At 69.8% G+C, this 22,237-nt stretch carries 8 protein-coding genes; all 8 read right to left on the bottom strand.

Annotated elements, in window-relative coordinates; all coding sequences use genetic code 11:
• A partial coding sequence (locus D7X99_RS37005) for an ISL3 family transposase (RefSeq protein ID WP_121781878.1) occupies positions 1-1,186 on the bottom strand: 1,186 nt, incomplete at its 3' end.
• Between the two features lie 149 nt (positions 1,187-1,335).
• On the bottom strand, positions 1,336-13,176 hold the full coding sequence (locus D7X99_RS37010; protein ID WP_121781871.1) for a LysM peptidoglycan-binding domain-containing protein: 11,841 nt from the start codon (positions 13,174-13,176) through the stop codon (positions 1,336-1,338).
• Positions 13,177-13,215: 39 nt separating this feature from the next.
• A complete protein-coding gene (locus D7X99_RS37015; RefSeq protein WP_121781872.1) occupies positions 13,216-14,640 on the bottom strand; it encodes a hypothetical protein in 1,425 nt (474 codons plus the stop codon).
• Between the two features lie 31 nt (positions 14,641-14,671).
• Positions 14,672-18,499 (bottom strand): hypothetical protein, encoded by a 3,828-nt coding sequence (locus D7X99_RS37020; protein WP_121781873.1) that lies wholly within the window; start codon positions 18,497-18,499, stop codon positions 14,672-14,674.
• Positions 18,496-19,686: a hypothetical protein gene (locus tag D7X99_RS37025; RefSeq protein ID WP_121781874.1), complete on the bottom strand. Its 1,191-nt coding sequence runs from the start codon at positions 19,684-19,686 to the stop codon at positions 18,496-18,498. The genes D7X99_RS37020 and D7X99_RS37025 overlap by 4 nt, the downstream gene beginning before the upstream one ends.
• A 33-nt stretch (positions 19,687-19,719) precedes the next feature.
• Positions 19,720-20,448 carry a hypothetical protein gene (locus D7X99_RS37030; protein WP_121781875.1) on the bottom strand — a complete coding sequence of 243 codons (729 nt, stop codon included), beginning with the start codon at positions 20,446-20,448 and terminating at the stop codon, positions 19,720-19,722.
• A gap of 33 nt (positions 20,449-20,481) precedes the next feature.
• The gene (locus D7X99_RS37035) at positions 20,482-21,102 is read right to left on the bottom strand and encodes a hypothetical protein (protein ID WP_121781876.1); all 621 of its coding nucleotides are present in this window, start codon (positions 21,100-21,102) and stop codon (positions 20,482-20,484) included.
• A gap of 83 nt (positions 21,103-21,185) precedes the next feature.
• On the bottom strand, positions 21,186-21,830 hold the full coding sequence (locus tag D7X99_RS37040) for a hypothetical protein (protein WP_121781877.1): 645 nt from the start codon (positions 21,828-21,830) through the stop codon (positions 21,186-21,188).
• Between the last annotated feature and the right edge of the window lie 407 nt (positions 21,831-22,237).

The raw sequence follows: 22,237 nt of genomic DNA on the forward strand, positions 1-22,237 counted from the left end.
GTGTGCGGGGCGTCGAGCGCGCCGGTGCCGTACGCCGCGTCTGGAGCCAGCGATGGACCTGCCGCGAGGTGCCGCCAAAGCCCTTGACGCGAATCTCACGCCAGAGCGCGAGCGCATTCTCGCAGCCGGCGGACTGCCTCTGTGCGAGGTACGCCACGAAGGGGTCGAGGATACTTGGACCGGGGAGTCGAACCGCACGTTCTGGAAAGGTTTCCGCATGGGCGTACTTGCGCACCGTTGCTCGCGCCAGTCCGAGGGTGCGGCTGATTCTCAGCAGGGGCTCTCCATCCAAGTGCAGGCGTCGCACCGCCTCGTAGGAGGCGACTCGGCGCGCCCTGCTATCCTCACCGGCGCGCGATTCAGCACGCGTGCGCGGGAAACTGGCGTGACGACGCACGGGAGAGTCATCCACGCTCGCCACTTCGGGCAGGGCCCGCAGGCGCGAGTGATTGCCAGTCAGCCAGCGCTCCACCATCTGCCGCCCATTGAGTAGCAGGTGCCAGCGGTCCGCGACCTGCTGGGCGCCGGGCGCACCGAGAGTTGCCGCACGTGCGTACTCGGTGGAACGATCTCTGGCGATGAGTTCGACGCCTGGGTGCTCGCGCAGCCATGCAGCGACAGTCGGTGCCGAGCGGTCAGGCAATAGGTCGACGACGCTGTGTGCCTCCAAGTCGACGAGGATGGTGCCGTAGGTGCGGCCTTTTCGCAGGGCCCAGTCATCTACTCCAAGGACCCGCGGCTGTGTCTGCGGAGGGAGGGGAGCGCTGTGCATCAACCGGGGCAGCGTGTCGGGACTCGTCGACATGGCGAGTGGCGTGAGAAGCCTGGCCCCGGCTTCTGCTCCCGCCGTCATGCCCACCGCGCGCTGCGCCGTGGCGAGCCGATGCGTGCGCCGGGCACGGGGGGCGAGCAGACGAGGCAGGTGCTCCGCGAAGGTGCGGCGCGTGCACGTCCTGTTTCGACAGGAGAAACGGCGCACATGCAGATGAAGCTGAACAGCGCACCCAGCAGAAGGCAGGTCGGCCGGGCGCCGGACGTAGGTGCTGTGCGGCGTGTTGCTAAGCACCTTGCAGGAAGGGCATCGCGCGCTTTTACCCTCTGGGCGTACCACGACGACAGCGTCCGCTGAACTGCGACGTGTCACGCGCTCCACCCGACAGCCGGGAGTCGAGTACAACTCTCTCATTCCCAGGAGTACTCGCCTCGATAGCCTCCTGTTGACACCACCTGCTTCCTTGCTCGCGGATCACATTAAGTGCGGGAGAGCCACGGAGCCGGGGCAAGCTCACCGGTTCCTTCGCTCGAGGTTGTGCGGGAGACACTCCCGCGCCCGGCTCACTCCAGCCCCAGGTAGACCAGTCGCGTGAGCTGGAGCAGTGGCTGCTGCGCCTCCGGGTCGAGCGCGGAGAAGACGGACACTTCGAAGACGAACATGCCTCCCTGCTCGGATGCCGGGTTGTTCTTGCGCCACTCCGCGATGGCCTCCACCAGCTCCTTCACGTAGGTGCTCGTGAACGGCGCGTTCGGCCGTAGGAAGACCGGCAGCAGGCTCACGAGCCAGGTGTCCGTCTCCGCAAGCAGCCTGCCTGCCCGCGTGTTGGATTGGGCCCGCAGCGCCGTGCTCGTGCCCACCGTCGGCTCCGCGAGCTGGTAGCCGTAGTAGCAGGCCGTCTTCACCGTGCGGCCCTCGCCGCCTCCTTCCAGCAGCAGCGCGTAGAGCGCATCCAGCGACTTCTCCAGGTCCGAAGCCAGGTTGATGTTGAAAGCCGAAGTGAACGCGTTGAGCGGTACCGCCCGGTTGGAGAAGCGGGCCTCCGGTGTCTGGTAGATGAAGTCGGACTGCGTGGCCCGGTCCACCAGCAGGTCGTCGTTGCGGCGCAGCGACACTCCCGCCGTGCCGTTCTCCACCGTGCCCAGGCTCCGCTTCACGTACCCGAACCGCAACGTCAGCGGCCGCCCCGCCAGGATTCCCGCCGGGTAGCGGTAGACCGCCTCCTGCGCGTCTGACGCCGTCAGCTCCAGCTTCACGAACGCGACGCCGTCCACCGCCACCGACAGCTCCGGCCACGTACCTTCGTAACCCTCCGGGACCTCCAGCGCCTCCAGCGTCAGCGTGTCCAGCTCCGGCGGGATGCTGCCCGTCCTCGTGTCGCGGACCCGGTACACGAAGCGCAGCAGCTCGGGCGTGTCCAGCGACTCCTTCGCGCTCAGCGCCGCGCCGCCGCCCACTCCCGCCATCAGCTCCGCCATCGCTTGCACCGCCCCGAGTGCCTTCGGGTCCTCCTCACCCGGCGTCAGCGTCAGCAGCCTCGCCAGGTCTTCCTTCACCTGCGGATAGACGCTGATGAACTGCGCCAGGGCCTGGAACAGGTCCTCCGTGAAGGCCTTCGGCTGGGCTCCCTGCGTGGGTGCCTCGTTGAAGATGACCTCGACGCGCAGCTCGTCCTGGTCGGACGTCTGGCTCTCGAAGTCGAAGGTGTAGTCCCACCGCGTCGTCTCCTCCAGCTTCGACGCCTCCGGGAAGCTCACGGTGGCGGCCTGGCCCTTCAGCGACGGCGGCGTGGGATAGGCCCGCAGCGGGATGGGCACCACCACCTGCCCGATCTGCGTGTCCACTCCGGCGGGCTCGCGACCCTCCTCCCCCAGCGGCAGCACGAAGGTCAGCCACGACGAGGACTGGTAGCCCTCGATGCCTCCCTGCTGCCCCACCTCGTGCTCCAGCTCGTTGAGCACGTAGTCCAGGTCCAGGAAGAGACGGCGCGTGTCCGCCGGCGACTTCACCGTGAGCAGGAAGTTGGCGAAGGCCCCACCGTCCGTGAGTGCCACCTTGGCCGTGCTCAGCGTGGCGTCCGGCAGCGCGGACAACAACCGCGCCACCCTCCCCGCATTCAGCAGCTTCGGGTCCCCGCGCACGCCCGTCGACGCCGCGAGCTGCGCGGGCGTGGGCTTGCTGGAGAACTCCGCCGCCACGTCCGCCAGCGTCTGGCCGGCCTTCACCGTCACGCTCTCGCCCTCGAAGTGGACGACGGCATCCGTCGCCAGCAGGTCCGGCAGGTCCCGATTGTTGTCGGCCACGCGCTCGACGGTGGCGTTGAAGAAGCCGGCCAGCCCGTCGAACGTCTCCCCCGCCACCACCACGCGGGCCGCGCTGACCAGGTTGAGGGTGGCTCCCGGCTTGAACAGCGCGTCTCCCTCGGGCACCGACAGCCCGTACGCGAGTCCCTCCAGGGTGGTGCCGAACGTCACGGCCAGACTGCTCAGCGTGTCACCGGGGAGCAGGACGTGGCTCTGCCCACCGAAGTTCACGGTGGTGCCCGTGTTCAGCAGGTCGGGCGCCTCCGCCAGCATCTGCGTGACGGCGAGCCGGCTCACCTCGTACTCCGCCGCCAGGGTGACGAGCGTCTCCGTGGTGGTGGTGAGGTGCAGGTCCAGCGTGGGCTTACCGGACAGGCGCGGGGCGGTGGCCGCGTCGGTGTAGGGCGAGCCCACGTCGACCGGGTACTGGATGATGGAGCTGACCTCGTACGCGCTGGAGAGGCGCACCAGGACCTGCTGCCGCAGCGCCTCGGCGGCCTGGGCCTGGCTGCCTCCGGTGCCCTCCACCACCGCGCCCACGTGGCCGGCGAGCAGCGTCGCCACGTCGCCCTTGGCCTTCACTGCCTTCTCGAAGGAATCGTGGCCGGGCTCGAGGAACCACGCGGGCACCGCGAAGGGCGCCGAGAGGAAGACGTCCGACGCGGACAGGAACTGCTGCATCCACGCGTCCAGGTCCACCGCCTGGAAGTCCTGCTCCTCGTACTGGTTCACCAGCCCCTTGCCGGACTCGTACTTCTGGATGCTCACGCGCGGGCGGGACACCAGCTCCGTGGACAGCGGCGCCAGGGCGTAGAACTCCGGCTTCTCGCGCTCCACCGTGAAGCGCGAGATGCCCGCCGCGTCGAACCTGACCGCCCACACGGTGGTCGGCCTCGGCGTGCCCTCCAGCGCTGCGGCGGGGCGGTTGCCGGTGGCCACCTTGAGAGTCGGCGGGAAGGCGTCCTCGAAGGCGCTTGCGAACGCGGTCAGCGCCAGGTCCTCGTCCACGTTGGGCAGGGTGCGCGGAGCGATGGGGCTCGAGTCCACCGCCACTCCGGGCACTCCCGCGAAGGCAGGGTCCACGCGCGCCGCCTCGCGGGACTCCTCCAGCACCACCGTCACCGCGAAGAGGGTGGACGGGTAGTCCGGCGTGACGTTCTCTGCGGAGAAGCGTGCGGGCCGGGGCGGTAGCAGGAAGCGCGCATCCGCGCTCACCAGCTTCGCGGTGTCCTTGTTGGCCTCGGCCAGCGCCGGCACCGTCGTCTCCACGCCGAAGTCGCGCAGGAAGCGCACGACCAGCGTGTTGAACGTGTCGTCCGCCGTCACCGTGAGCGAGTGCTCCGTTCCCTTCGCGTCCGCGATGTGCACCGTGGCGCCGGTGCGCACGAAGCCCCGCAGCGCACGGTTGACCTGGACCAGTGCGTCGCGGTCCACGTTGTAGTCCGAGGCCAGCGTGTCCAGGCTCGCGTCACTGCCTCGCGCCAGCGGGCCGGTGAAGAGAGCATCCGGAACGAACATTCCTTCCGTCGCGGAGATGGCGCTCACGAGCTGCTCCAGCGTGGCGTCCACGCCCACGGCCTTGAACGCGGCCAGCACGTCGTCCATCGAGTCGCCCGCGGAGGTCTTCACCGTCTGGCCTCCGACGGTGATGGACTTGTCCGCGGCGAAGACGGCGAGGGCGCGGTTGGGCTCGGCGAAGGCCAGCGCGGTGACTCCGAAGCGGCCCGCCACCACGTCCAGGGACACGCCCTCCGGTGCCTGGAAGGGCACGAAGAGCGTCGCCTCGCGAGCGGGATTCCAGATGACCTGGTCCGGGATGAGCACGCCCGCGCCCTCGCGGAGCGACGTCTGCGCGTTGGCCTCCACGAGCTGCGCCAGGGTGATGCCATTGAGCGCCGCCAGCGCGGCGAGCGTGTCGGCCGCTCCCGGCGCCACGGAGGAGCCCTCCAGCCGCAGCGGGGTGCCGGTGACGAAGAGGTCCGGCGGCGCCAGGGTGTTGAGCGCGGCCAGCTCCGCCACCGTGCCGAAGCCGTCCTTCGCGGCGAGCTTCGCGAGCGTCTCGCCCGCCTGAACCACGTGGTCGTCCACCTTCAGCACGGCGTCCTTCAGGAACATGCCGGGCAGGTCCTGATTGGCCACGGCGAGCTGCGCCACCGTGGGCTCCAGGTTCAGCGCCTGGAAGCGGAGCACCAGCGCGTCCAGGGACTCACCCTGCACGGTGAGGAGCGTGGTCCCCTGGAAGGTGAAGGGCTTGTCCGCGGCCAGGATGGTCGTGTCCGGCGCGTTGGCCGTGGCGATGCGGCCGGCGTTGGCCTCCAGCGTGGTGGCGAGCTGCGCCAGGGTGGCGTCGTCGCGCTCCACCGTGTGCGTGCGCGCCTTCGTCGAGACGTCCGTGCCGGCCTGGAGCGGCGCGTCCGCGTTGAGCTCGGCCAGTCGGGTGGCGTCCAGGCCGGAGGCGTCCGCGAGCTGCTTCAGCGTGAAGCTCGCGGGCACCACCTGGAAGTGCGGAATGACGACCGCGCCCTGGAAGAGGGCCGACGCCTGGGACTGCGCGTTGAGGTCGCCCAGCGCGGCGGCGTCCGTGGCGAAGCGCTCCAGGAGGTCCGCGAGGTCCTCGCCCTGCGCCGTGGCGTGCTCGTACGCCTGCTGCCACATGGCGGTGGAGAGGAAGACGTAGCCCGCCCCGATGAAGTGGCGCAGGTGCGTGCGGTCCACCGGGTAGCCCGCGCTCCCCACCGGCAGCGAGCCCTGGTCTACCGACGTGCGCAGCCGGAAGCCCACGTCGTCGGAGAACACCTGGTAGTACGCCTGCTTGAAGCGCGTGGCATGCGTGCTGGCGCTGAGCACGGCGTTGACGAGGCCGCTGCCAGGGAAGGTCACATACTTGAGCAGGTCCAGCTCGGCCGACACCTCCAGCGTGGGGTTGCTGCCCGTGCCCTTGGTGAAGAGGTAGGTGGCGGTGACGCCCGGCCACGAGGACAGGCCGACGATGCGGTCCGTGTAGCCCACCGTGAGCGGCAGGTCCGGAATGGCCACGTCGGGCGGCACCCGGTTGCCGTACACGTCCTGGAAGTCGAACGTCAGCTCCAGCTTCGACAGCGTCTGCGTCGCCGCGTCGTAGCGGATGCCCGCGTACGGGTTGTCCTTCCGGGCTGGCAGCGCGGGCGCCTCGGGCACGGGGTTGGTGAGGCCCAGCCTCCAGGCGGGCAGCACCTGCTGGAACTGCCAGAAGGCGGGGTCCGTGTTGGCGAACGAGGGCACGGGCAGGCCGGCGGTCTGCTCGGGGTCCTCCTCCACCGGGCCCGGTGGCAGGCCCTGGTTGCCCTTGCGGAAGAAGGCATTCTCCGTCGCATTGAAGGACAGCAGGCTGTAGAGGCTGCGCGTGCGCTGCTCGGGCGAGGGCGTCTCCTGCTCCGGGTTGCGGCGCTTCGCCTTGAAGCCCACCGCGCCCGCGGGCATCGTCGCCGACGCCGCCGTCTCCGACTGGTCCGCCGCCTGCGCGAACAGCATCATCCGCGACAGGTCGATGTTCTCATCGAGCAGCGCGCAGTTGTTGAACGGGTACAGCTTCCGGTCCGGCGAGGCGGAGCGCGACTGCGCCCTGGGCACCACGACGAACAGCAGCGTGGCCAGGTTGCCCTCGGTGAAGAGGTTGTCGGGCAGGCCCGTGCCCTCGGCGGTGTAGTAGTTGAGGTAGAAGCCGCCGGTGCCCACCGCGCTGATTTCCCAGACGAGGCGGATGAAGTCGCGCGCGGCCAGCAGGTTGGCGAAGTAGTCGCCGTTCTCCGGCACGGCGGTGGCGGCCAGGGGCGCCCGAGCCTGCGGCCCGCTGTGCGTCACCGTGCTGAGGTTCGTCTTCAGCATGGAGGTGAGGCCGCCATCCACCGCGTCCGAGGCCAGTCCCTGCGGCGAGCCGGGCGAGGGCGCGTAGAGGAGGAAGAGGTCCGCGCCGTCCGGCTGCTTCGCCGGGTCCAGGAACTGCCAGGCGGACAGCAGCAGCTCGCGGCCTCCCTCGTCCGTGCCGAGCATGAGGTAGCTGTTGGGCAGGAAGCCCTCGCCGGTGTCCGAGGGGATGCGGCGCAGGGACACCTCGACGGCGCAGGCCCAGTCGTAGCCGGACACCTCGCGCGGCTTCATGGGCGCGCCCGTCTGCTCCACGCCCACCATGAGCTGGTAGGGGACGGCCGTGCCGCCCTCGGTGGCCTGCGCGTGGGCGAGCAGGTTGTCCGGGAAGTACCAGAGGCCCGGCTGGCCCGCCTGCTGCTCGGGCGCGGTGCCGGCGAAGGGCGGCGGGCTGGCGGCCTGCCACACCAGCCCGGTGGTGAGCGCGTACTGGACGGGCACGTCCTGGCGCACCGGCAGCGCGGTGGGGTTCTCCTCGAGCTGAGGGGAGAAGGTCTTGCTCGGGGCGTTGTCCTGGAGCTGCTGCGCCGTCAGCGAGACGACCAGCTTCGAGTCTCCGGGCACGTTCAGCACCGTGCCCGTCGCGAGCGGGCTCCACACCACGTCCGGGTTCAGCTCGACGAGCACCGCCTCGGCGACGCCGTAGCGCGAGGCGAGGCCCGCCAACGTGTCTCCGTCCACGGTGGTGTACAGCGTGGCGAAGCGCAGCCAGCTCGCGCCGCCGCTGTTGGTGAGGGTGACGTCCAGCCCGTCGGTGGGCGCGGCCGGCGCGGCGAACTGCTGGCCGGTGAGGGCGTAGAGGGCCTGGGTGTCGCTGTCGGCGGCGTCGCCCTCGCGGATGGCCTGAAGGGAGAGGCGGAAGAGGGACTCCGCGTCGGGGGACAGCGGGCGCAGGCCGTGCAGCAGGAAGCGCGACACCTGGGCGGCGGCGTTGTTGCTCTCTCCGCTCGTGCGCACCTGCTCCAGCAGTGCCTTCACCCCGAACGAGGGGAGGTCCGCCAGCGTGAGGCGCGTGCCCGAGGGGAAGAGGCCTGGCACGCCGGCAAGCCGGTCCGCCAGCGTCTCCAGGGTGAGGTCCACTCGCGCTGCCAGCTCCTGGAGGCTGGGGCCTCCCTCCAGGTCCAGCGTGACGGTCGGCAGGTGCCACAGGCCCAGCGGCGCGAGCACGCGCGTGTCGCTGGTGTTGGCGCTGCCCACCTGGGCGGGGGTGAGGCCGAACAGGTTGCCCAGGCGCTCGAAGCTGTCGGTGGCCTGCACCGTGCGCTCCAGCGCGGGGATGCGCAGCGCGGTGCCGGGCTGGAGGTTGGGCCAGTCCACGCCCGGGTTGAGGTCCTGGAGCTGCTTCTCGAAGGCCGTCAGGACGCCGGGCTCCACCTGCACGGCGTCGAACGCGGCGGCAATCGTCACCACCGTGTCCGCCTTGCGCGAGACGTACTTGAGCGTCTCCTCCTTCGGTGCGATGCCCTGGTCCGTCACGTGGCCCACGGGGACGACGAGGCTCGTGCCCGCGGGTAGCGGCGGCGCGAAGTCCACGCCCGTGTTGAGGCCGGCAAGCGTCTGCTGGTACCAGTCCAGGTATTGGAGCAGCGCGCCCGGCTCCGGCGTGTTGCGCAGCAGGAAGAAGGCCGCGATGAAGGCGAGGCTGTCGCCCTGCTGGCTGGTGTAGGCGATGGAGCGGCTGCCGTCCTGCTCCTGGTTGAAGACGGCCAGCGTGGCGCCCGTGCGCAGCAGCGACGTGGAGATGAGGTTGTCCGCCTGCTCCACCAGCACGGCCGTGCCTCCCAGGTCGAACTGGTCGGCAATCCCCTGGAGCGTCTGCCCGTCGCGGGCCTGCCAGGTGAGGCCGGACAGGGACACGTCCGCGCTCGGGTTGACGCCCACGTCCGGATTGGCGCGGGCGACCTCTCCCGGTGTGAGGCCATACCGCGTGGCCACGCCGCCGAGCGTGTTCGTGCCCTGGAAGTCGTAGGGGTAGCGCTCCAGCAGCGACTGCGCGCACTGGACGGCGGACTTCGCCAGGAGCTGGAAGGCGTCGCGGAAGATGACGGTGGCGTAGGACTCGGTGCCCCCGACTCCCGAGGCGCGGAAGGACTTCAGCGCCTTGCGTCCCAAGGCGTCGGTGCCGGCCAGCGGGTCCGGCGCCACGTCCGACTCCACGTCCACCTGCGTCTGCCGGAGGTACTCGTGCAGGCGCTGCACGTACGCCTCACCCACGGGGTTGAAGAGGCCGAGGTCCCGCGTCACGCCGGTGGAGGTGGAGAAGGACAGGGCCGGCATCAGTGGCAGCGCGGTGGCGTTGCGCTCGCCCGTGCCTCCCTGTGCGTCCTGCGCGCTCAGCCAGAAGACGAAGTTGAGCCCCAGGAACCCGCTCAGGTTCTCGTAGCCGAACGCGGTGTTCGCCGTCTCCGGCCGGCCCAGCTCCGTGAGCAGGTCCTGGAGCTGCGCGGCGGTGACGTCTCCGTCCAGCCGGCCCAGCACGGCGTGGAGGCCCCAGGCCAGCAGCGCCTCCAGCAGCAGGTTGAAGGGCGTCTGCCCGTCGGGGCTCGCGGCCTCCAGCATCGCGCGGCCCAGGTGGGCGCCCTCGCGGATGTTGTTGGGCGCGAACAGCGACAGCACCACCTGCACCTGCGTGTCCTCCGGCTTGGTGCCCGCCACCGTCAGCGACGGCAGCAGCCACGAGAGGAGCTGGTGCGTGGCGCCGTCGAAGACGTTGACGGGCGTCCAGTCCGGCGCCGCCTGGGTGCGCAGCAGGGCCAGGTGATTCAGCGCGTGCGTGGCGCGGAAGGCGGCGGGCTCGGGCGCGTGGCGCGGGAGGGCGCCGAGCAGCGCCGCGGGCTGGGTCTTGCCGCTGGCCACCCGCCATGGCGGCGTGGTGCGCGAGCCGATGGAGAAGGACAGGTCCAGCTTCATCCGGAAGCTGAAGGAGATGCGCACGAAGAGAATCTTGATGCTGGCCGACACCGACACGCCCACCGTCAGCTTGATGGCGATGGGCTCGTGGGACTGGATGGTGAGCGTCGCACTGGCATAGGCCATGACGTTGACGCTCGCGGAGACGATGGCGAAGTCCACCTCGCCATAGAGCCGGCCGACGATGGCCGCGGTGCCCTGGATGAAGAAGTAGCGCGCGTCCGGCCGGGCCCGGTCGTCCGGGTTGAACCAGGCCAGCACGCCCTCGACGATGGCCTCCACGGTGAGCGTGAGGCCGGCCTTCAGTGGGCCCTTGTCAATCGTCTTCCCCAGGCCGATGGACAGGCCCAGGCCGAACTCGATGACGGGCTTGAAGTTGCCATTTGTGATGCGCGGCACGCGCTCGGAGGTGTTGCCGTCCAGCAGCGCGAAGTAGAAGCCGCCGTAGCCCACGAAGGGGAACACCTGCACGGCGAACGAGCGGCTGAAGTCGCGCCGCACGGGGAAGCCGAAGTCCAGGCGGAAGTTGCCGTTGGTGTAGATGTCGATGACCACCACCGGCAGCGTCACCGACACGGAGCCGAACTCGAGCTGCCGCATGGCGTCCGGCAGCTTCAATTCCAGGTGGTAGACGCCAATGTCCTCCGTCACCTTCCGGTAGAGGATTTCGAACGCCAGCCCCGCGAAGGTGCCCGCCTTCTCCCCGTCCAGGCCGATGCGCAGGCCGTACAGGTCCGGGTCGTTGAAGATGACGCTCAGCGTGAGCATGTTCATCAACTGGAACTGCGCGCCGAAGAGCCAGTTGCTGTCCGCGCTGAAGCGCAGGCCCGGCATCTGCGCCACCGGGTTGAGCGAAGTGTCCTTCACCGGCAGCACGGTGTTCTGCAGCGCGAGGATGGCCTGCTGCACGTTCTTGATGTCACGCGTGGACGTCAGCGCCACGCGCTGGCCCATGCCCAGGTAGTACAAATCAAAGAACGAGCCGCCCTGGCCGGGCACCACCGGAGGCGGCTGGTTGAGGGTGTCCCAGCGCAGCGGCTGGCCGGGCGGGTACGCCTGGTCCCCGAAGCTGCCCACGAAGCCCAGGTCCACCGTGCCCTGGCCGTTGCGCGTGAGATACGTGAGCGTGAGCATCTCGATGCGCATGAAGCCCAGGTCGAGCTTGATGGGGTACTGGACGCCCACCTCGCGCTTCGTGAAGTTGATGACCAGCGACAGCCCGTTGAGGCTGATGCGGTTGAGCACGTTCCACGGCGCGGGCAGCGTGAAGTCGGTGCCGGGCGCGGCGAGGTTGATGAGGAACTCCAGAATCTCACCGAAGCTCACGTTGCCCACGTTCACCTTGAGCACCGTGTCCACGCTCACGCCGCGCGTGAGCACGCCGGTGAGCGTGGCGTTGCGGTACGCCATGCGGAAGGTGAGCGTCTTGTTGGTGGGCGTGAAGTCATAGGAGACGCCCAGCAGCAGGTTGTTGAGCTGGAGCGAGCCGGAGAGGGATGCCGCGTAGGTGGGGCCCGTGGACGGCTTGCTGCGCTGGAAGCGCGCGAAGGCGCTGAAGGCGTAGGTGTTGCCGCCCAGCTCCAGCACCCAGGGCTCCGCCGTCCCGCCCTCCAGCGAGAAGGTGGGCGGCACCGTGGCGTAGGTGAGGGCGATGTTGCCCACCGCGAGGTCCGGCACGTCGTCCGGGAGCTTCACGCTGTCGGGCAGGAAGGTGGAGATGAGCTCGGTGAGGCTCAGCGACTCGCCAGCCTGCAGGCGGGCGGAGAACTCCCAGCCCGCGGGTGGGGGCAGCTTCGCGACGGCGACCTCGAAGCCCTTGCCGAAGAGCATCAGCGCGCCCACCACGCGCCCGGACAGCCCGTTGGGCGCGTACTCCACCTGGAGGGTGATGCTCTCGAGCTTGAGCGTGGTGACGCCCAGGTCCACGCTCCAGATTTCGTTCTGCCCCACCACCGCGCTGACGGCGTACTCCTGGGAGCGTGGGTTGGCCTGGACGTCGAGCACGTAGACGTTGAGGTCCACGCCTTCCGGCAGCGACACGTCCTGCCCCAGGAAGTGCTGAAGCACCTTGTTGGCTTCGATGGGCGTGTTCTCGTCCAGCGTGGCGCCGAAGTTGAGGTCCGGCAGCGCCAGCGTCACCTGCAGGCCCACGCCGCCGAGGTTGAACAGGCCCGTCACGTCCAGCGTCATGTTGGCCAGTGTGGGCCGCAAGGGCTGGAGCAACTGGTAGTCCAGCCCCACGCCCTCCACCGAGATGGCGCCGGGGATGACGGTCCACGACGTCTCGAGCTGGACGCCGATGCTGAAGGCGCCGAGGTTGGTCGGCGTGCTGCCCGCGTTGGCGCTCACCCCCAGCGTGAGCTGGGTGAGCCAGAAGGCGTCGCCCAGGGAGAACCCGGGAGGAATGAGCGCGGCCAGGTCCACGCCGCCCACCAGCCCGGCCAGCTCGGACAGGCCGGCGGGCAATTCCACGGGGCCGCCCTCCAGCTCGAAGGCATAGAGCGCCACGGCGGTGGGCGTCAGCGGCATGACCAGGGGGATGGACAGCGGGTCCGCCTCCAGCACCGTGGCGAGCTGCACGTGGCCGGTGAAGGGGACCACGGACAGGGGTGACTTGCTGTCCTCGTCCAGGCGCGTGCGAACGCGCAGCGTGACGTCCACGCCGAAGGGCCCCACGATGGCGCCTCCGGACGTGGGCGCGCTCAGGTCGAGGAGGGCCGCGGTTCCACCCGCCTTCATGTCCTGGAAGGTGATGGGGCCGGACAGGAGCAGCTCCGCGCCGCTGCCCAGCAGGAAGGCCACCGGCGCCAGGGGCCCCGTCTTCGCCGCCCCGCTGGAGAAGGAGAGGCCCTTGGGAATCTCGGGCGCGAGCCCGTCGGAGCCCGGCCCGAGCGAGCGCAGGCGCAGCGAGGCCGCAGACAGCGCCAGGAGGTTGACGAGGGTGGGCGCCACCTCCGGGAAGCTGTCCCCGAAGCGGTAGCCGGTGGGCAGCCGCGTGTCGAGCAGCACCTGTGCCTTGCCCTCCACCAGGTAGAAGTCCGCGGTGGCGGGTACGGGCGAGCCCTGCGACACCAGCAGGGGAAAGGTGCCCTCCGGCAGCGCGCCGAGCATGCGGATGACCTCGCCCTGGAGGCCCTGCTCGTCGATGCGCAGCACCAGGTCCTGGCCTCGGTAGTACCGCTCCAGCAGGGCCTGGATGTCGTCGGACTCCAGGGCTCCGGGCGGCAGCGTCAGCACGCCGTTCTGGGTGTGGTCAGCAAGGAGTTGCTGGAGACGCTTCAGGTCCATGGAGGGACGTCCGTTCACGCCGCCATGAGCGGCCAGCGGTCAGGGGAAGGTGAAGCTGAAGGTGATGGGCAGGTGGTCGCTGATGAAGAGCTTCACGAACTCGGCGGCCGACCTGTCGTCGGGGAAGGTGCCCGCGGGGTTGCCGGGTGCTCCATAGATGCCGGCCGCGAAGTTCGCCCAGTTGGTGATCTGCGGATAGATGAGGTTGCCAGCTGGAGTCACCGGCGCGCCCCCCGGCCCCGCGACGGCGGCCGCGGTGGCGGCGGTCACCAGCGGTGCGAAGGCGGTGACGGGCGCTCCCACGAGCGCGCCACCCGCCATCACCGCGGTGACCAGGTCGTAGATGACGCCCTGCGGGGGAGGGTTGACGACATCCGCGCCGATGCCCCGGAAGAACGTGTTGTCGAACTCCGCTCCGCGGAAGGTGAGCGGCCCGCCGCCCCCGGCGATGGGAGGACCGCCGATGAAGACGGTGAGCTTCACGGTGGTGCCGTTGGCCGGGGCGGCGGCACCCAGCGGCACGGCGACGTTCGCCATGTTCGCGCCAGCGTTGGCGAAGGTGGCCGGATAGCCGTCGTAGCTCTGGTCCCGGTTGACGGGGAGGGCCGCCGGGTTCCCGTCGATGTTGAAGTCTCCGCAGGCCAGCGCCCGGTTGCTGTTGCCCCAGGCGAAGGCCGCGGCCGGGTCACGCACCTGGTAGAGCTGCCGCGCGAAGCCGGCGACCTGGGTGCTCGCGGCGGGGGCGTTGTCCGTCCAGCTGTTGCTGGGCGCGTGGTGCGTCATCAGCGTCATCAGCGCGCCGCCCCCCCCTCCTGCGGCAGTGAGCAGGACGACGCAGTAGGCGGGACGCCTCGCTGAGTTGCGGATGAGGTTGGGGCTGACGCCGGTGGGAAAGTCCAGGTTGCCCCAGTTGTTGGGCGGCGCGAGCGGGAAGACCGGTGCGTTGTAGGCCCAGGGACTGGCGGGGACCGGCGCGGGCGGGCGTCCCTCCGCCACCAGCGTGAGCACGTGGGCGGGCCCGGCGCCGGCGGGGAACGTGCCATTGGACTGCGTGTTGGCCACGGCCGCGGCGCCCGTCTGGGGGGCGGCGGTCATCGTGAACTGGGCGGGGTTGTTGCGGTAGACGATGCCGTACCCCTCCCGGTTGGCGGACTGGGTCCAGCCGAGGTTCGCGGCGGTGGTGAGGGTGTTGTTGAGGCCTGCTGGCGCCCCCGCGGCGTAGGCGGCCTTGATGGTGTCGGCAATCCAGGGGGTGGCCGGGATGGCCGCGGCAACGGCGTTACGCAGGGCCACAAGGCGGGCGACCCCCGCCTGCTTCAGCTCCTGGATGAACAGGATGTCCGTGCCCTGCTGAGCCATGACCTGGGCGATGAAGTTGTGCAGCGGGACGTAGTTCCCCCGCGTGCGGTGCCTGAAGAATCCATAGTCCTGGATGTTCCAGGAGGTGACGGTCAGCGTGGGCATGCGGAGGCTCCCGGAGTCTCTGGCTGGTGGCTCACTCCGTGCCCTCGCCCGGCCCCAGCCGGCGGAGCGTGGGCGGTGGAGGTGGCGGCACGGGCGGACGCGGCGGCACGAAGCCGGGCTTCGCGAAGGCCGCGTACCAGCCCAGTGCCTTGTCGGAGTTCTGCCGCTCGGGGTTGCCGAAGAGGTACGCGGTGGTCTGCCCCGAGGGCGGGAAGCGCAGCAGGAAGAACTTCAGCGCGATGTTGTTGAAGCGGAGCATGAACTCCGACTCGGGCGACACCGTGAACTGGAAGCCGCCGATGGCTAGCTTCAGCGCGCCCTGAAGCGTGATTTCACGCTTGCCGCCCGTCATGCCCGGCAGGGACAGGCCGAGGAAGAAGCTCAGCCCGCGCGCATTGGGAGACCACGCGGCCAGCAGCGTGGCGCGGAAGTCCACGCGCGCCGCCAGCCCTCCGGGTGTGCCCAGGTCCAGCAGGAACTGGAGCCCGAACCAGGGGAACTTCACCCCGGACTGGCCCAGCGGCGCGTCCACGGCGGAGAAGCCCAGCGACTGCGGCGTGCTGCCCTCGCGCGCCTGCACCAGCCCGGCCAGCGTCAGCGGGAAGCGCTGGAAGAGGCTGCGCTCGCGCGCGCGGCTGCGCGTCAGGTCGAAGGACATGCCCCCCGCGTTGAAGGTGAAGACCTTGTTGGTCAGCAGCAGCGGGTCGAAGGTGAGGTCCAGCGCCAGGTTGGCGAAGCTCAGGCCGCCGTCCACCAGCAGCTCGCCGTCCTCGCCCAGCGTGGGGCCGAAGGACAGCGCGTCGAAGCCGGCCAGGGCCTTGAAGCGCAGCGTGCCCCAGAGCTGGAAGCGGGCTTGAATCGGTGCCGTGGCGGCGCCGTCTCGCGGCGGGTTGACGGTGACGAACTGCGTCTGGCGGACCTCGATGTTGTAGAGGACACCGCTGGTCATCGTGAAGACGTCCTCGCCCTGGCGGAGGAAGACGTACGAGTCCTGGTCGCCCTGGCGCTGGTAGACGCCGTCGAGGAGCAGGTTGTTGCCGCGGATGCTGCCCACCAGCGTGGCGGGCTCGCCGAAGAGCTGGTTCACCATCACCAGCACCTGGCTGGAGAAGCGCTGGATGAGCGAGTTGCGGAACAGCACCTTCAGCGAGGAGACCTTGTAGTCATAGGCGCGGTCCTGGAAGAAGAGGGCGTCCGGGCTCTCGTAGGCGATGAGGCCGAAGAGGGAGCTGTCCTGGATGGTCGGGGTCGTCAGGTCCGAGGACAGTGGGTTGACGTTGATGCCCACGTGGTGCGCGGAGAACTCCGCCGGGTCGATGCCGGCCGCCAGTCCCACCAGCTGCGGCGGCAGACTGGCCAGCGGGACGCGCACGTCGAGGAAGAGGATGCCGTTCCAGTTCGGGTCCTCGACCAGCTGGTTGAAGGCCGCGAAGTCCGGGTCCGGCCGCGAGGCGGCGTCGGCGAGGAAGGCCAGCAGCCGCTCGCGCGTCGCGGCCACGTCCGGGTTGAAGTCCTCGGCGGCCGTCCAGCGCGCGGGGTCGGCGGCGAGGGTGCTGAGCTTCTCACCGGAGAACTTGAAGAGGACGAGCGTGCCGCGCGCGTCCCACTCGTAGGGGGACAGGTCGAAGGTCCAGTCGCGGATGCGCAGCAGTGACGCGGCGCCGAAGCGCAGGAAGGCGTCGCGGTACTGCGTGTACTCCTCCTCCGTGAGCAGGGCCTTCAGGGCTTCCTCGTACCCGGCCAGGTCCTCGAAGCGCTGGTTCTCCAGCGGCTTCACCTTGTCGAGCACCGATTGGGGGACCATGCCCTCGGTGCCCAGCCGGGCGAAGGAGGTGGGCGTCAGCTCGTAGGTGATGGAGCCGCTGGACAGGAAGCGGGCCGCGCTGCTGATGACGAGGAAGAGCTGGTTCGTCTGGAGCGCGGCACGCAGCGGGCCGGTGACCTGCGTCCACTGGAGCTGGCGGGCTCCGCCGTCCGTCTGCGCGAGCGTGAGCGCCTTCCACTGCTGGAGCGTGGCGTCGAAGCGGGCCAGCAGGCCCTGCGGCGTGGTGCCCAGCTTGTCGTCCGGGGCGGCGGTGGCTCGCGCGGGGGCTATGCGCGCCGTGGGGGAGGAGAGTGTCAGGCGCAGCACCGCGTCGCGGCGGGCCGGGCTGATGGCGGCGTTCTCCAGTTGCCGGAACGGCGTCAGGTCCTCAGTGCGGACTCCCGCATAGGGCGCGAGAGGGAAGGCCGTGAGCACTTCCTCGCTCGCACGAGTCGGGACCCGGGTGCGCGAGGTCGTGACGGTGCTCGCAACCGAGCCTGCCGTAGCGCGGGCTGGTTGCGTGCTCGGGGCGAGCGCGGGCGTGTCCTTGCGCGGGGCCGCGGCGCCACGGGAGGGCGAGGTTGTGTCCGTGCGTGGCGTAGCGCCATTCGGGGCGCGGGCGGGCTCCGTGCCTCGGGTGGACGAGGGCGTTCTCGTCCTCGCCGCCGCGCCAGTCGGGGGCCGGGTGAGGGACGGCGTGACGGTGGTCGGCAGCGTGCCGCCGGGCACCTCCATGTAGCCGAGGAACAGCTTCGGGTCGGGCTGGAAGAGGCTCGCGTCGGCGGGCTGCGCGAAGTAGCCCACCGTGCTCCCACCCGAGGGCGGCGTGACGTAGGCCCAAGACGTGGTGGCCACGTCCGTCAGGGGCGCGTCGCGGCCCTCGGCGAGCTGGCGGCGGGGCACGGAGCGCCGCGTGTTCGCGCGGGCCTGGGCCATCGCGGCGGTGGCGTTGTCCGGCGGCATGTACGCCGGCTGGTCCGGGAAGAAGTGCAGCAGGCTACCCGTGGCGGCGGGCAGGCCCAGGTACTCCACGCCCGCGGTGCCGCACAGCAGCCGCGCCGCCGGCTCCGTCTCGGCGCGCGGCAGCGATGATGCCGGGAGCACCAGCTCGAAGGAGCCGAGCGGCGTCAGGTAGAACGGGTCCGTGTCCTGCGGCTGATGGGACTGCGGGCGCGTGGAGAGGACGAAGCGCGGCGCCACCGCGCCGGTGACACTCGTGGGTTTGAGCGTCACCGGCTGGCCCAGGTGCGTCCGGTAGTACGACGCCAGCTCCGGGCCCGTCTGCTGCCCCGGTGGGAGCAGCCCGAAGAAGGTGCGCTCGGGGCTCAGCGGGTGCAGTGGATCCAGGGCCGTGTCCAGCGGCAGGCCACCCGAGCCCACCGCGAACAGCGGATAGCGCAGCGACTGGAGCAGCCCGGGGAACGCCGCGTCCCTGAAGAAGCGCAGCCCCGCGTCGAGCACGTCCAGGTCCGCGGTCTGCTCCAGCGTCAGCGTGAAGCGGAAGCAGCCGGCGGTGTCGCCCGCGAAGGGCAGGTCCACCGTGGCGCCGATGCTCGTGAGGCGCTGCTGTCCGTCCTCGGTGGTGAAGAAGACCTTCTTCGCCGCGTTGTCGATGACGAAGCCATCCTCAGCGTCGTTGAGGCGGAACGGCAGGCCCGCCTCGACGAAGAGGGACAGGTTGCGCAGGGGAAAGGGCGCGAGCGCGGTCGTCTCGTAGGCCGTGCCCACGGGACGCACTCCCAGCCGGTCGAAGCGCCACTGGTTGGGCGGCACGTTCGGGTCGTCCAGCACCAGCAGCCGCGCGAAGGCCAGCGGCGGCGTGGCCAGCAGCGCGCGCAGGTTCACGAGGAACCCGGACACGTCCGTGGGCGCCGCGCCCAGGAAGAGGTACACGCCCGCGTACTGCGTCCACGTCTCCGCGAGCGTCACCGTCTCAGGCGGGGTGACGCCGGCATTGGCGGCATAGCCGATGCGGTAGTCACCGAGCGCGGGGCCTCCCTCCAGGAAGTACAGCGGCGAGCCCGCCTGCGCCGCGCGGAAGGTGGGGGCGCTCATGAGAGGATGTCCGGGATGGAGAAGGTGAGCGCGTCGCCCTTCGCCAGCGGCAGGTCGAGCACGTCCGCGCCATTCCAGTAGACGCGGTAGTTCGACCCCCAGACGTTCACCGGCGTGAAGCCCGGGAAGCTGAGCTGGAGCACCGTGTCGGAATACGGGCTGTAGTCCATGAGCCAGCGCTGGTGGTTGAGGTTGGGCAGCTGCATGGCCAGCGGCGGCACGAAGGTGGACGCGTCCAGCAGGTGGCGCAGCGTGGTGCCCAGCGGCACATAGGTGGGCGCGCCCCGGACGTAGACCTGGACCTGCGGCACCAGCACCGTGCGGCCGCGCAGGTACGCGGAGACGCCGTAGGCCCCGGGGTTGCCGTTGTTGTCGCGGTAGCTCTTCGTCGCGGCCTCCAGGTCCGCCAGCGAGTCGGTGGCCACCAGGGTGACGTTCTTCTGCGTGCCCACGAAGCCGCGCGTGTCCGCGGAGTCCATCGCCGTGGGGTACAGCGCGCGCAGGAAGCGGCGCTGGAAGCCCGTCCACAGGTCCACCATGCCGCCGCCGCCACCCTTGTTGGGCGCCACCGTGGTGGTGCCCACGCGGCCGAGGAACGCATTCAGCGCCACCGTGGCGAAGCCCTGCGCGTCCGGCAGGCCCACCAGGTCGAACGTCACGGACTCGCTGCCCGTGTAGCCATTCAGGTACTGGTTGGTGCCGGAGCCCGTCGGGTCCGCGAGCTGGTAGCCCTGGAAGTCCGCGCGCAGGCGCATGCCGGGCTGGAGGTCCGAGTACCCCGCCGCGCCGTCGAAGCCGTAGCGGTAGAAGAGCGTCTCCGTGAAGGTGAGCGGCAGCCGCTGCGCCAGCGCCAGCCGCACCGTGGCCAGCCCGCCCGGCACCAGCCCCGTGGCCTCCAGCTTGACGAGGAACTCGAGGAACGACTTCTGCAGGTCCGTGCGCAGCGGCGCGTCGCCGAACTTCCACACGTCGCTGTCCGAGGCGAAGGCCACCTTGTACGGCAGCGTGGCGGAGGCCGGGTCTCTGACCTCCAGTGTGAAGGGGCCCACGGTGATGGACGCCGTCGGTGACTTCTGGAACACCTGCGGCAGCAGCACCTCGAAGGCGAAGGGCGGGGTGCGGGCCTGGTCGGAGAAGTAGACGTACGGCTGCACGTTCTGCTGGTTGTCGGAGAAGTAGTAGGGCATGCCGAGCCTCTGCCTGCGGGTGTGCGGAGCGCCTCAGCCGACGGTGGCGTTCGCGTAGGTGGCCTTGCCTCCCAGCCGCACCACCGCGGAGCGCTGGAACAGGTAGACCTGCACGTCCTTGTCCAGGGGCCAGTCGGACGTCTTCACCTGGAGCGTCACCTTGCGCCGCGCCGGAGTGGCCGTGGCGCCAGCCAGCGCGTACTGGACGACGTTGGTGATGCCGAACACGGCCTCGCCGGAAGGCTGCGCGATGTCCACGCGAGTGAAGGCCACCAGGGGCGGGGTGAAGGGCTCCGCCACCGGCATCGCGGGCACCGTCACGGAGGGCCCGCCGTTGAGCACGAGCCCCAGGCTCTGGCCCGTCATGTTGAAGAAGAAGGCCCGCCGCGTGGCGGACACCTCCGACGGCACCACGAGCGCCGAGGGCATCGTCACGCGCTGGCCGTCCATGCCCACCCGCAGGACCAGCAGGTCCGCCAGCAGGTACACCTGGACGGGCTGGTTCACCGGCCACACCTCCGGGTCCACCATGAGGTTGGCGGACGTGGAGGTGCCTCCGCGCGGGCCGAGCTTCAGCACGTTCTGCTTGCCGAAGAGGTCCTTCGGCTGGCTCGCCTCGAACGTGCGCGGCCAGGTGATGGCGCGCGCGGTGAAGGGCTCACCGTCCGACAGCGGAGGCACCACGTGCTCGGCGCCTCCGTTGAGCTGGAGCGCGAGCGGGAAGGTGAGGAGGTTGAAGAAGTATGCGTTGCTGTAGTCCATGCTCGCTCCGCCGTGCCGCGCCCGTTGCCCGCGCTACACGGGGTCCAGCCGCACTTCGCGCACGCCCGTGTCCGTGGAGACGTTGATGACGAAGAGGTTCCGCCCCAGCCAGTTGTTGACGACCTTCGTCTGGTTGGCGGACGTCGTCTGGTAGTCGGGCGGGAAGTTGCCGGGGTCGTTGACGTTGAGCGCGTAGGCGACGGGCTTGCCCACCGAGAAGACGAAGAACAGGGCGAGCTGGCTGGAGCCGAGGTTGGCCAGCTGCAGCGCCATGAACTGGGAGAGCGTCTTCGTCCCCGCGGACTGGTACTGGTCCAGGGGCGTGGAGACGCCCTCGTACAGCTCGGTGGTCGGCACGCCGAGCCCGTAGATGCCCACCTTCACCTGGGTGGAGGCGTTGGAGCTGGTGTTGATGATGGTGAGGTTGTTGGCCTTCCAGTTCTCGATGACGATGTGCGGCGTGTTGTCGCCACCCTCGATGTCGATGGGCTGGGGCGGAGCGCCACCCGACGAGTAGTAGACCGTCGCCTTGCTCGGCGACAGGTTCTGCACCGTCAGAATCATGAACCCATCGAGCGTCTGGTTGAGGAACGCGCTGTCGTTCAGGTCCAGCGAGAGGGGCGGGTCGTTGATGGTCAGCGGAATGGTGGCCACGGGAAACCTCCGGGCAGACCCGTCCCGTGCACGTCCCCTGTCGACAGGTGCGCGCGGAACGGGTCAGCGGTGGGGAGACGGCGTCAAATCGGGTCGAAGCGAACCTGGCCCGGCGACGTGTGCGTGGACACGTTGATGACGAAGAGGTCCCGGCCCTGCCAGTTGTTGATGACCTTCTTCTGGTTGCCGCTGTCCGTGACGTAGCCCGGGTAGAAGGACGGGTCGCTCACGTTGACGGCGTAGGCGACGGGCTTGCCCACCGAGAAGACGAAGTAGATGGTGGTCTGCGGCGAGCCGAAGGACGCCAGGGCGAGGTTGGCGAAGCTGACGGGCGTCTTGCGGCCCGCGGACTGGTACTGCGTCAGCTCGATCTGCTCGCTCTCGGGCAGGTTCTTGCTGGGAGTGCCCAGGCCATAGAGGCCGACTGCGACCTGCGTGCCGTCCTTGCTGCTGAGGTTGGTGATGGTGAGGTTGTTCGCGCCCCAGTTGTTGATGACGATTTGCGGCGCGTTGTTGCCACCGTCGATGTCCACCTGCTGCGGCGTGCTGCCACCCGACGAGTAGAGCAGCGTCGCCTTGCTGGGCGAGAGGTTCTGCAGCGTCAGAATCATGAAACCGTCGAGCGTCTGGTTGATACCCGTGCTCTCGTTGGTCTCAATCGTCACCGGCGCGGCGTTGATGGTGAGGCTGGGCTTCTCCACCAGAACGAGCTTCGGCTTGGTCAGCATGAGGGCTCCTCGAGCGAGACACAGGGGTGTCTCGCAATCCGTGGGACTGCTGTGGAACTGCCGTGGACGGAACTCGGACAGGGGGCCGCGCTGTCCAGCGCTTCGGGGCTACCGGGAGAACAGGGGGGCCGCTTTGTCCTGAGAGACGAGGACGGGGAATGGTGGCCGCACAACCCGTTGCACGCATCAATAAAGAAAGTGAACACGCCGCGCAAGCCCATCACGCGTTTTTCACTTTTCTCCCGAGGTGCTGCGCTGTGCCATCAGGTGCCGCGCTGTCCCGTCGTGTGCGCGGCATTTCAGTCTCCAGCCGTGGGGCCGTACGAGGTTTCGCGTACGACAGCGGGTGGCTTCCGCCTTTCCCGTCCGCTCCCGAGCGTGGACACCGCGAGCCCTCTCCTGCCCGG

Origin of the sequence: Corallococcus sp. AB032C, assembly GCF_003668935.1 — a bacterium.
Classification (GTDB): Bacteria; Myxococcota; Myxococcia; order Myxococcales; family Myxococcaceae; genus Corallococcus; species Corallococcus exiguus.